A 12,639-nucleotide genomic window follows, 5' to 3' on the forward strand; every position below is an offset into this window, starting at 1 on the left:
CCTTTGTGATTTTTTATTAATACTGAAATTGCCCAGATAGCTCAGTCAGTAGAGCTAAGTGGGAATTGCATTGAAAATCCTTTGTGATTTTTTATTAATACTGAAATTGCCCAGATAGCTCAGTCGGTAGAGCAGAGGATTGAAAATCCTCGTGTCGGTGGTTCGATTCCGCCTCTGGGCACCATTATTTAAATAATGGTGTTTAAATCAAATGATTAAAACATTATTATGCGTGCCTTAGCACACAGTTTAGTGTGCCGACTTAGCTCAGCTGGTAGAGCAACTGACTTGTAATCAGTAGGTCAACCGTTCGACTCGGTTAGTCGGCACCATTTATTTAAATTAAATGTTTTAAAAACATTTAATTAGCACTGTTTAAGTGCCTCGATAGCTCAGTCGGTAGAGCAGAGGATTGAAAATCCTCGTGTCCGTGGTTCGATTCCGCGTCGAGGCACCATTTATTAAAAGTTATCAATCTTTAAAATTGAAACGTGCCTTAGCACACAGTTTAGTGTGCCGACTTAGCTCAGCTGGTAGAGCAACTGACTTGTAATCAGTAGGTCAACCGTTCGACTCGGTTAGTCGGCACCATTTATTTAGATTTATTGTTAGGTTAACAATAAATCAGCACAGTTGATGTGCCTCGATAGCTCAGTCGGTAGAGCAGAGGATTGAAAATCCTCGTGTCCGTGGTTCGATTCCGCGTCGAGGCACCATTTATACTAAAGCCCTGCATGAAAATGCGGGGCTTTTTTGTTTTTATTTAAGTTAAAACATAAGCGGCCTCGAACTACGTTCGATTACAAAATGCTTCCCTGTATTTTGCCCTACGGGCCATCCTTCGGACGTTAAAAATTGTTCCAGACAATTTTTTGCCGCCTCAGTGCACCATTTATATTAAAGCCCTGCATGAAAATGCGGGGCTTTTTTTTTAGAGAAAATTAGCACAAGTAAAGTTTGCCAAGTACTCGGTTGAGTTTTCTAATTCACCTTTCACCTTTAATCCCACAAAACCTGCGCTTCACCGCTGTTTCCTTTAAGCATGTGTAATGTTATGTAAAGTCAGTTGAGCTATTGCTGCACTGGTGCTTGAATTACACTCATAAATAGCAGTAATTCAGGTTTTTATATGATTTGGCAACTTAAGCCGAGTTTAGTGGCGGTGAGTGTGTTGCTGCTCAGTGCATGCAGCAATCAGCTCAATCCTACTGAACGTGCGCAAGATATCGCAAATACCCCAGAGCTTTGGCAACAAGCGACTACGTCTGCATTAAAGGTTGAAGATAATTGGCTGCAGCAGCTAGAAAACCCACAAGTTTTTTTTCTAGTTGAACAGGCATTAGCAAATAACCAGCAAATTTTGCAGTCCGGTTATGATGTTGCTATTAAACAGCAGCAGCTAATTGCCACAGGCGCCGCGTTGTGGCCGAGCTTGGATTTATCTTCGCGGACGAATCGCAGCAAAGATAATCGCCCTGTTAGCTACAATAATGCCAGTTCGGCAAATTTAACCCTCAGCTACGAAATTGATCTATGGGGCAAGCTATCTGATGCGCAGCGTCAAGCTAACCTTGAATTTTTAGCAGAGCAAGCCAATTTTGAGCAAAGTAAGCAGCGCTTAGTAGGCGATGTAGTCAGCGGCTGGTTTAATGTCATCAGTGCGCAAAAGCTATTGGCACTGTATCAACAGCGTGAAAAAAACGCTGAGCAAAATTTGGCAATTATTGAATCGGGTTATCGCCAAGGTTTAAATGATGCGTTAGATGTGTATTTAACGCGTAATGAACTAAATACTGAACGCTCGCGAATTGCCGGGCAAAAAGCGACATTAAATCAAGCTATTCGAACACTTGAACGGCTAACTGGAGATTATCCAAAAGGCGCCTTAACTGTCGAGGCCGAGCTACCATTATTAGATAAACCTATTCCATTAGGTTTACCGTCAGAATTGATCACCCGTAAACCAAGTTTAATGGCCAGTTGGTATCAACTGTTAAGTACCGATGCTAATTTGGCCTATGCCCATAAACAACGTTTTCCCAGCTTAGATTTATCAGCAACGTTAGGTGATAGCACAGACCGAGTAAGCGACTTGTTTTCTCCGTCGAGCCTGGCATGGTCGTTGGTTGGTAGCATTTCTATGCCGCTGTTTGATGCAGGTAGACTAAAAGCAAACGAGGAAGCTGCGCGGTTAGCAGTGCTAAGCCAAGAGCAAAATTATTTAGCGAGTTTGTATGATGCATTTAATGATGTTGAACAAGCTATTTCGCAAGAGCAGTCATTACAACAGCGCTACCAGGCTACGCTTAAAGCGCAAGAAAATGCTATTGCAGCAGAGCAATTATCATTTGAGCAATATCAAAGTGGTTTAGTCACTTACACCACCGTATTAGATGCACAAGACCGCTCTTTTGATGCACAAAGCTCAGTCATCGAAATTAAAAACCAACTTATTATTAACCGTATAAATCTTCATATTGCCCTTGGTGGCGATTTTTCACAGCCAACCAACGCATCAACAGAGCAATAACTATGAACTTAAAAACCAGAAAAATATTGATCCCAGCCGTAGTGATTGCAGCAACCGCAGCAATCGTTATGTTCATTCAAGGTAACCCGCCGCAAGCTAATCGTTTTGCAGCGCCACCTAAAGCACAAATTAGTGTGGCAGTGCAGTTACTAACACCGCAATCATACCAAGTGATGATTGATAGTTTTGGCACCGTAAAACCACGTACGCAAAGTGGCTTAGTTGCTCAAGCATCGGGGCAAATCATTGCGGTTAGTGAGCAGTTTCGCGAAGGGGGCTTTTTTGAAAAAGGGGATGTGTTACTGCAACTTGATGATAGGGATCACCGCGCTGAAGTAAAAGCCGCACAAGCAAACTTATTAACTGCGCAACAGGGCTTACAAGAAGAGCAAGCGCGAGGACGTCAAGCTTTGGTTGACTGGCAGCGTTTAGGTAATGGTGCACAAGCGAGTAACTTAGTGTTGCGCGAACCACAATTAGCCGCAGCGCAAGCACAAGTGTTGTCAGCTCAAGCGCAACTTGAAAAAGCTGAACTTGATTTAGAGCGTACTAAAATTACAGCTCCTTATGCCGGTCGTGTACTCAGTCGCAGTGTTGATCTAGGCCAAGTGGTGTCTAATAATACTCAGCTTGCAACGATTTATGCCATTGATAGTGTGGAAATTCGTCTGCCAATCAAAAATAAAGATTTGCCATTTATAAACTTACCAGAGCAATATCGTGATGGGCAAAAAAATGCACTTGGATCAGCGGTGCATTTCACTTCAGACTTAGTCGGCAAGCAAAGTTGGCTTGGGCAAATTTCGCGTACCGAAGGAGCTATTGATGAAAGCGCCCAACAACTGTACGTGGTGGCACAAATTAATGATCCATACAAAGCAACAGCGCAAAACCAATACCCAATTAAGATAGGGCAATATATTAAAGCGCAGATCAGCGGTAAACAGGTAAACGATGTATTGGTTATTCCTAACAGCACCATTTATCAAGGCAGCTATGTGTATGTTGTTGAGCAAGGCGTACTTAAGCGTAAAGAGATTAGCTTAGCATGGCAAAACGCCACGCAAGGAATTATTGCCAGTGGTTTAACGGCTGGTGAACAGTTGGTACTCACACCGCTTGGTCAGGTGAGCTCGGGTACGCGAGTTAAAGTAATGGGTGAACCCGCAACCTCGACAGAACCTGTGAAAAAACAGCGCCCAAGTCGTGAGCAGCTAGAAGAGATGGCTAAGAAACAGGGTATTACTGTTGAGCAGTTAGTTGAAAAACGCCGCGCAGCAAGATCGCAAGGAGATAAACCATGATAGCTTGGTTTACCAAAAATCATGTTGCAGCTAATTTATTGCTGATCAGCATTGTATTTGCGGGTCTATTTAGTTTAACTACGCAAATACCGCTTGAAGTATTTCCTTCATTTGAAACCGATCGCATTAGCGTTAGCGTATCATTACGTGGCTCAACGCCAGAAGATGTAGAGCAAGGGGTGACGATTCGAATTGAAGAGTCAGTGCAAGATTTAGAAGGGATCAAGCAGATCTCAAGTCGCTCCTCAGAAGGCTCTGCCTCGGTTAGCATCGAAGTTGAAAGCGGTTATGATCCGCGGGAGTTATTAGCCGATATAAAAAGCCGGGTTGATGCGATCAATACCTTTCCTGTTGATGCCGAAAAGCCCGTTGTAGCTCTTGCAGAGCGCAAGCGCGAAGTCATTGCAGTCACCGTTGCCAGCGATTACGGCGAAAAAGAAACCCGCGAATACGCCGAGCAAGTACGAGATCAATTACTACGTTTACCGAGCGTGACGCAGGTTGAACTAAGTGGCGTGCGCGATTACGAGTTAGCCATTGAAGTCAGTCAAGATACATTACGCCAATATAGTTTAAGTTTAAGTGATATTTCACGGGCCATTAGCAATTCGAGCTCAGACATTTCTGCGGGGAATTTAAAAACCGAAGGCGGCGACGTACTCATTCGCTCTAAAGGCCAAGCTTACCGTAAAGACGAATTTGCCCAAGTTGTAGTAAAACACCAAAGCGATGGCACCATAATTCGCCTTGGAGATATTGCTAAAATTAGCGATGACTTTGAAGAAACCCCAGTGCGCACCCGCTTTAATGGTAAACAAGCCGCGTTTATTGATGTGTACCGAATCGGCCCGCAAAGTGCTATTACCGTGGCGGATGAGGTTAAAGAATTCATTGAAAACCAGCAAACAAATCTGCCGATGGGGTTTGAGCTGAGTTACTGGGATGATGATTCAGAACTGGTTAAAAGTCGTATTGCCACGCTTACCACTAATGCCTTACAAGGCGGCATTTTAGTGTTGGCTTTACTGACGTTATTTTTACGACCGGCCATCGCATTCTGGGTGTTCATTGGTATTCCAGTATCGTTTATGGGGGCTTTTTTAGCGATGCCATTCTTTGGTGTAACACTGAACATTATGAGCTTATTTGGTTTTATTTTAGTACTGGGAATTGTTGTTGATGATGCCATTGTTACTGGTGAAAATGTTTATACTCATTTAAAAACGGCTGAATCAGGTGAACAAGCGGCTATTCGTGGTACCCAAGAAGTGGCAACGCCGGTAACGTTTGGGGTTTTAACCACAGTCGCGGCCTTTTTACCTTTGGCGTTTATTGAAGGTGGCCGTGGCGCGTTATTTGCGCAAATTCCAGTGGTGGTGATCCCCGTGCTATTATTCTCGTTAATTGAGTCTAAGTTCGTGTTACCAGCGCATTTAAAGTACATCAAATTACGTCATCAAAAAGGCGAGCCCTCAAAATTTGATAAGTTCCAACAACGTTTTGCTGATGGTTTTGAGCATGCAATCTTAAAATACTATCAGCCCATTTTAAACCTCGCTTTACGGCATAAACTAGCAACGGTGAGCTTGTTTGTTGGTATTTTCTTGATCATTTTAACCATGATCACCAGTGGTTGGACTAAGTTTATTTTCTTCCCACGTATTCCAAGTGAAACGGTTCGAGTTAACTTAACCTTGCCAACGGGCACACCGTTTGAAGTGACTAATAAATATGTCATTGATATGTCGGATAAAGCACGCCAATTACAAGATAAGTACCGCGATGAAGATACAGGTGAAAGTGTTATTTTAAATATACTCGCCACCACAGGCGGGCGCGGTGGTGCGTCTAATTCCGGCAGTGTTCGTTTTGAAATAACACCCGCTGAAAGCCGCGACTCTGATATTGGCTCGCGCGAGCTTGCCAGTGAATGGCGCGATTTAATTGGTATAATACCGGGTGCAGAGAGCTTAACCTTTAGAGCCGAAATTGGCCGCAGTTCAGATCCGATTGACGTACAACTGAGTGCAACCTCACTCACCACATTGCAAGAAGTGGCTGATCATGTCAAAGCGCGGTTAGCGACATACCCAACGGTATTTGATATTGCTGATAGTATGTCCGATGGCAAAGAAGAGCTACAAATAGAGCTAACAGAGCAAGGCCTAGCACTGGGGTTGAATCGTGTTGATGTATCGCAACAAGTGCGTAATTCATTTTTTGGTGCACAAGCACAGCGCATTCAACGTGGTCGCGATGATGTGCGAGTAATGGTGCGTTTACCAATTGAAGAACGCCGCTCAGTGGCGGATCTAAAAGATATTTTAATTAATCTACCCGATGGCGGCACAGTGCCTTTATCGCATGTAGCTAAGCTGGTGCCGGGACAAAGCCCTTCGTCGATTAATCGCATTGATCGCTACCGTACTTTAAATGTGACTGCTGATATTGAAAAACAAAACACCAATATGACGGTGCTACAAGCTGATTTAAAAGAGTATTTAGATGAACTTGTACAGCAATACCCAGGAGTAAGCCACTCACTTGAGGGTGAAGCTAAAGAGCAGCGGGAATCATTTGGTTCACTCGCGTGGGCATTGGTCTTTGTGTTTTTCATTATTTATGGCTTATTAGCAATTCCATTTAAATCTTACTTGCAGCCATTAATCGTTATGAGTGTGATCCCATTTGGCATGATAGGCGCAGTTATTGGACATTGGATCATGGGCATGGAACTGACCATTATGAGCTTACTCGGCATGCTAGCGCTGATTGGCGTAGTGGTGAATGATTCACTGGTATTGGTTGATTTTATAAATAAAAAACGCAGTGAAGGTGGTGATTTACTGGAGGCGGTAAAAATGGCGGGCGCATCACGTTTTCGCCCTGTAATGCTAACCAGCTTAACCACCTTTATAGGCTTAATGCCGCTGCTGTTTGAGAAGGCGACACAAGCGCAATTTTTGATCCCGATGGCGGTGAGCCTTGGCTTTGGGATTATTTTTGCAACCTTTATCACCTTGTTGTTGGTGCCAGTGAATTACTTGTTGATGGAACGCTTGCAAGGCTGGTTTAAATAAACAACTTTCCCCACAGCTAATTAGGCTGTGGGGAATACGAAATACGATGCAAAATTTCTCAAACTATTTTTTCAAGCTGAGGTAAACTAAACACAAAGTAGTTAAATTCAAAGGCTTCAACATGATTGAATACCCGATTGATCAACTCCCACAGCTTATTGATGAGCTTTTACAATGTGATACTACAGAGCGTAAAAATAAGCTGTTAGCTGACGCCAAAGAAATACTCTCGACAGAACATTTATCGTTATTATTTGAAGCCTTACCAAAAGATCAGCGTATTGATATTTGGCAATTATTAGATGAAGACACCCAGCACGAAATATTCATTAATTTAGGCGCCGATAGCTGTCGTTGGCTATTACAAACACTCGATGAAGATGACGGTTTTAAATTACTTGATGAAGTAAGCGTTGCTGAGTTACTTGAACTTGAAGAAGTGATCCCTGAGCGCTTTGTTGAATACGCTCGCCGTCAACTTGATGAAGTACAAACCAAGCAATATGAATTAGCGCAGCAATATAACCCTGAGCAATTGGGTCATTGGCTTGATTTTGATTCACTTAAGGTTTCAGACAAACTAACGGTCGGTGGCGCACGAAAAATCCTGCAAAAAGGCTTACCGCAATATACCGAGGTTATTTATTTAGTAAGCCGCAAAGGTACGCTAATTGGTGAGGTATCGGTTAACACGTTATTTAAAGCTAAGGATTCAGATACCTTATTAAGTTTTGCTGATCACGATATCACCTCACTGCATGCTGACGATGATTTATACGAAGCCGCGGAAGTGGTGATCCACAGTGAAAAAATGGCAATGCCCGTTGTCAATGTCGATAACAAGTTACTGGGGCGATTAAAAGTTACCTCAGCTTATGAATTACGCCAAGAGGTCACCGATGAAGCGGCGGCAAAAGCGGGTGGTTTACGTGAAGATGAAGATCTATTTGCCAGCGTACGAAAAAGTGCGAAAAACCGTGGTATTTGGTTAGGCATTAATTTAGCAACCGCATTTTTAGCATCCTGGTTTATTGGATTATTTGGCGCAACCATTGAGCAAGTAGTTGCATTGGCAGTATTAATGCCGGTAGTTGCATCAATGGGCGGTATTGCCGGTAGTCAAACACTTACCGTAATCGTGCGCGGTTTAGCGCTTGGTCAGGTAACCGACTCAAACCGTAAGGCGTTACTTAAAAAAGAGCTTAGGGTAGGGGCTGTAAATGGCTGTGTGTGGGCTATGGTAATTGGTGTGCTTACCTATTTCTGGTTTAGTGATGTGATGCTCAGTATCACTATTACAGTGGCTATTTTGCTTAATTTAATTGCAGCCTCTTTGTCTGGCGTGGTGATCCCTTCGATTTTAGATAAAATGAAAATCGACCCAGCACTGTCAGGTTCAGTAATCTTGACAACAGTGACCGATATCGTTGGCTTTGTCACTTTCTTAGGGTTAGGTAGTTTATTACTACTTTAGTATTTTAGTGTACGCAGTATGATAACTTTTACAGGTATTTGATTAATTTCAGTTTTATTTCTGTTGTGTGAACCTTTAGTGAAGAACTGGTTGGCGCGTATCATCTGGTTCTTTTTTATCATAAAGTACAACTCTCGCAGTTGCGAGCTACATAATTAAAAAGGAAATACTCAATTTCAAAGAAACCAGCTAAAGCAATCAGTAAAGAAGTAAAATCGATTAAAAAAGAAATCAGCGCTCGTAAAGATAAAGTCGCAAAACAAAAAGCCAAAATAGGTAAGCTTAAAAAAGCGCTGAAAAAAGCAGCTTAATTTAGCATACAAAAACACTGCTGTGCGGCTAGTTATTTAGTGCCATCAGTAAAGGTATATAAATATACTTTTCAAATACTTAGGCAATTATAAAATATTTTTGTAATTGCCAAGCCAGTTTTTTATCCCACTTTTTGTTCATCATGCTCTGCTAGTGCGTAATATTTGTTAATAATTTTATGCAAATATGTTTTAATCTATGTATATCCTTTACAGCATTAAGCGTTTGCTTAAATTTTATGATAAAAAATCACTTAATAATCGCTATTTTTATCTTTATTTTCTCTACGCTAGCTAATGCGTCTGAACACTTTAGTGATCACGAACAATTCTGCTTACAGCAGCCAGAGAAAGACTGCTTAGTTTATATCAATGAACGTATAGAGCAATCAGGGCTACATTCAACTCGGTGGTATAAAGCCAAGTCTTACTTATTTGATTATTATTACGATAAAAGTGATTATGAAACCTTAAAAACCATTGTAGAGCCATTCGCAGAACGAGATGATCTACCTGAAGTATTTAAAGTCCAAGCTTACTTTTATTACGCCAAAGCCTTACGTTATTATGGGGATATTGAGCGTGCAAAAATATATGCTAATAAGGCTCTTACAGATATACAGTTGATGTACGACGCGTTTGCAGATCCAATGCGAATGCTTGAGTTAGCCAATTTGCAGTATGTTTTTGGTAATAAAGAATCCGCTTTTCAAATGCTACTCAAAACCGAACGAAAGTTTGGCAAGAGTAAAGACCCAATTTTTAATTTTGAATTACATTCCAATAAAGCAAATATTTATCATGCTTTTGGCGATTTAGAAAATGCCAGAGATAGTAGAAAAAAAGCACTCGATCGGATACTTCCAACTCAGCATCAAGGCAAAATTATTGTTGCACAAGGGAATTTAGCGCGTACATATCAATTGCTCGGACAGTATGACCTTGCCATTAAGTATTATGTTGACTCGTTAAGTTATATGATCGATGGCAGCGATGATATTACCAAAGCTTCGCATACATTAAGGCTGGCAGAAATATGCTGGCAAGCAAAAGATAATCAGCAGGCCATTAAGTGGTTTAAAGCGGTTAAAGTGAGTGACTTAAATCGTAACCATAAAATAGTCTATGAACAATTAGCTAAAGCCTTAACTTTGTAGCGATTGTAACTATGCACCCTCGATAAGACGGCCCATATTTATATGGGCCGTAGTTATTTGTTTAATTAAAAGCTAAACGCTACATTCGCATAAACAAAGCGGCCATCTAAACTATATGGCGTGAACCCGCTGTAAGTGAAAATTTGGTTAAAATCACTATAACCAATATTACTTACCGTATCTTGCGGGTACTGATCAAATAGATTATTAGCACCTAAAGCAAGTTTCCATTGCTCAGTTGGACGATATGCCACTTCAATATCGGTGAGCCACTTTGCTTTTAGAAGCTCATCACCCTCAGCACTACTTGAGGTATCAACTACTTCACCATAGCGTGTTGCACGAAGCGTGGTTTGAATATTTTCATAATCCCATGTTGCAGACAGGTTCCATTTATCTGCTGGTGTGCCTTTTTCGAATCGAGAAATTTCACGTCGTGCAAAGTATTGATATTCATCACCTAACGCTTCCAGTTCCGGTGGATTGTCTTTCACATGAGTAACTTCTGTATCGTTAAAGTTTACAGCGGCACTTAAGCGTAAGTCACCATAGTCAGCTAAACCAAGTAAATAGGTGGCAACAATATCTACCCCTTGAGTACGCGAATCGATAGCATTGGTAAAGTAGCGCACACTTTGGGTATTAAGCTCAGCGGCTTGTTGTAAAATAGCTTCAACAGCAGGGCCTTCTAAGTTTTCAGAAAGCACAATGCGATCATCAATATCGATACGATAAGCATCAAGCGTGAAGCTAAAATTACCTTCTGTGAAGATAAAACCAGCGGTCATATTGACAGACTCTTCAGCGTCTAAATCTTTTGCGCCAAGCGCTTTGGCAGCAGGCTCACTACTTGGAAATAATCCGACTTCTCTAGGTACGCCATTTTCAAATACAGTGCTGACTGATTTATAAGACGTTTGTGCAAGAGACGGTGCTCTAAAACCACTACTGATAGCACCACGTAACGATAATGAAGGAGTAATGCTATAGCGGCTGGCAAGTTTCGCTGTAAAAGTACTGCCAAAGTCACTATAGTCTTCAAATCGACCTGCTAGCACAGCATTCCAATTTTCAGTGAGGTAGGTATCAAATTCAGCAAATAGAGCAATGTTATGGCGGCTTTTATCAGTTGCACTATCCGGTGAAAAACCTGATAAAACTTGTGCACCACCGGCGGCAACAGGTACGCCTTGTGCATCAAGTACCGTTAAATACGAAGCTTGTTCACCGGCTTTGATTTGGTAGTTTTCATGGCGATATTCAGTACCAATGGTAACAAACACGTCATCAGGTAAGCCTAAGTCAAAGCTATTGCTGGCATCCATGTTAACAAGGAATTGTTCATACACTAATGCGCCATTATCAAACTCTGTCGGACTGTTAGCACCCATAGAGGTATTGATGCTATTGCTAACACCTAAGGCAAAATCATTGCGACCATAATTAGTGCTGATATCCCATGTCCAATCATTACTAACCCCATTTAAACCGATAGCAAACGAATAGTCGTCAACATCAGTGTCAATGTTTGGTAAAAACCCATCTGGATAAACGCTTGGCAAATTACGGTTGTCTTTGGCACGACGATAGAAACCGCCTGAGTTACCTTTACGATTTGAATAACTGGCAAAAGAGTAAAGTGATAAGTCATCACTAAAGTCGTAGCCAAGATTATAAAATAGCGCGATATCTTCAACATCGGCTTTACCAAAGCGGTGATTATAACGGTCAAACGTCAGCTCTTTTGGATCAAGCGCGCCATTTTCATCACGATTATATTGTTCTCGCTCATCAATACCTGAGCGGTTAGTTGGCTCGTTGTTACGGGTTTCAATTGAGATATTGATAAAGCCATTCTCGCTTAGCGAAAAGCCCGCATTGGCACTTGCAGTTCGGGTAATACCATCGTTTACTTTACGGTCTTCGCCTTTGGCAAAGCTTAAATTACCTTGCGCATCAGCACTGGTGCTGAGTAACTGAGGAGAGCCCGCCATTTGTGTGTCGTACTCACCATAGGTGTAGCTTACACTACCGCCTTCATCGGCATCTTTGAGTACAATATTGATCACACCAGCAATGGCATCTGAGCCATATTGAGCCGCTGCACCATCACGCAGTACTTCGACGCGCTTAATCGCAGAGGTTGGAATATTATTTAAATCAACAGCCGTAGAGCCGCGGCCAACTGTGCCACCTAAATTCAATAAAGCACCTGAGTGACGGCGTTTACCATTGACAAGTACTAAGGTGTGATCGGGAGCTAGGCCTCTTAATACTGCAGGTTTTGCATGGTCAGTACCATCAGCGAGGGTTGCACTTGGGTAGTTAAAGCTAGGTAATTGGGCTGCAAGCACTTGGCTTATTTCTAGTTGGCCTGTGGTTGCCAGATCACGACTGGTTAGCAAGTCTACAGGAACTGTACTTTCCGACAGGCTGCGTAAACTACGACGTGTGCCGGTGACCGAAATAACTTCAATATCTTTTACTTCGTTTTCGCTAGTTGGTTGCTCTGCTGCAATGGCACTTACTTGAAAAGCAAATGTACTGCATATTGCTAAATGTAGGGGCAGTTTTTTTAAGTTAGCCATATAGTAATCCCTTGAGTATGTTGATTTTAACCAACAACATTTTACTAATAAAATGTTTACTCAACAAAGAATAGATCAGAATACCATAGTAGCAATGTACCTTAATTGTTAATATTTTGCGTCTTATGTAACTGTTAGTGTGTTTTATTTACAAGTTGCAGTTCTGTCTGCAAAAAGTAATAGCGAGCTGTAACT

At 41.8% G+C, this 12,639-nt stretch carries 6 protein-coding genes and 5 tRNA genes; 10 read left to right on the plus strand and 1 reads right to left on the minus strand.

The features are described from left to right. The first annotated feature begins 108 nt into the window (after nucleotides 1-108). From H5201_RS04750 to H5201_RS04795, 10 genes are all read left to right on the plus strand, one after another. Nucleotides 109-184 (plus strand) — tRNA-Phe (locus H5201_RS04750). 72 nt (nucleotides 185-256) lie between these two features. After that, nucleotides 257-332, plus strand: a tRNA-Thr gene (locus H5201_RS04755). 49 nt (nucleotides 333-381) lie between these two features. Beyond that, a tRNA-Phe gene (locus H5201_RS04760) sits at nucleotides 382-457 on the plus strand. A 58-nt stretch (nucleotides 458-515) separates the two neighbouring features. Beyond that, a tRNA-Thr gene (locus tag H5201_RS04765) sits at nucleotides 516-591 on the plus strand. A 49-nt stretch (nucleotides 592-640) separates the two neighbouring features. Beyond that, nucleotides 641-716, plus strand: a tRNA-Phe gene (locus tag H5201_RS04770). A gap of 413 nt (nucleotides 717-1,129) precedes the next feature. After that, nucleotides 1,130-2,530 carry a TolC family protein gene (locus H5201_RS04775; RefSeq protein WP_182717019.1) on the plus strand — a complete coding sequence of 467 codons (1,401 nt, stop codon included), beginning with the start codon at nucleotides 1,130-1,132 and terminating at the stop codon, nucleotides 2,528-2,530. A 2-nt stretch (nucleotides 2,531-2,532) separates the two neighbouring features. Next, the gene (locus H5201_RS04780) at nucleotides 2,533-3,834 is read left to right on the plus strand and encodes an efflux RND transporter periplasmic adaptor subunit (protein ID WP_182717020.1); all 1,302 of its coding nucleotides are present in this window, start codon (nucleotides 2,533-2,535) and stop codon (nucleotides 3,832-3,834) included. Then, nucleotides 3,831-6,914: an efflux RND transporter permease subunit gene (locus H5201_RS04785; protein ID WP_182783811.1), complete on the plus strand. Its 3,084-nt coding sequence runs from the start codon at nucleotides 3,831-3,833 to the stop codon at nucleotides 6,912-6,914. Before H5201_RS04780 ends, H5201_RS04785 begins: the two co-directional genes overlap by 4 nt. Before the next feature lie 121 nt (nucleotides 6,915-7,035). Then, the gene (locus H5201_RS04790; RefSeq protein WP_149980876.1) at nucleotides 7,036-8,388 is read left to right on the plus strand and encodes a magnesium transporter; all 1,353 of its coding nucleotides are present in this window, start codon (nucleotides 7,036-7,038) and stop codon (nucleotides 8,386-8,388) included. Between the two features lie 550 nt (nucleotides 8,389-8,938). Further along, on the plus strand, nucleotides 8,939-9,856 hold the full coding sequence (locus H5201_RS04795) for a lipopolysaccharide assembly protein LapB (RefSeq protein WP_182783813.1): 918 nt from the start codon (nucleotides 8,939-8,941) through the stop codon (nucleotides 9,854-9,856). Nucleotides 9,857-9,921: 65 nt separating this feature from the next. Here the strand turns inward: H5201_RS04795 and H5201_RS04800 are convergent, their stop codons facing one another. Then, nucleotides 9,922-12,444, minus strand: a complete 2,523-nt coding sequence (locus tag H5201_RS04800; protein WP_182717024.1) for a TonB-dependent siderophore receptor — start codon at nucleotides 12,442-12,444, stop codon at nucleotides 9,922-9,924. Between the last annotated feature and the right edge of the window lie 195 nt (nucleotides 12,445-12,639).

The sequence above is a fragment of the Pseudoalteromonas sp. SG43-6 genome (genome assembly GCF_014164365.1).
GTDB classification, from domain to species: Bacteria; Pseudomonadota; Gammaproteobacteria; order Enterobacterales; family Alteromonadaceae; genus Pseudoalteromonas; species Pseudoalteromonas rhizosphaerae.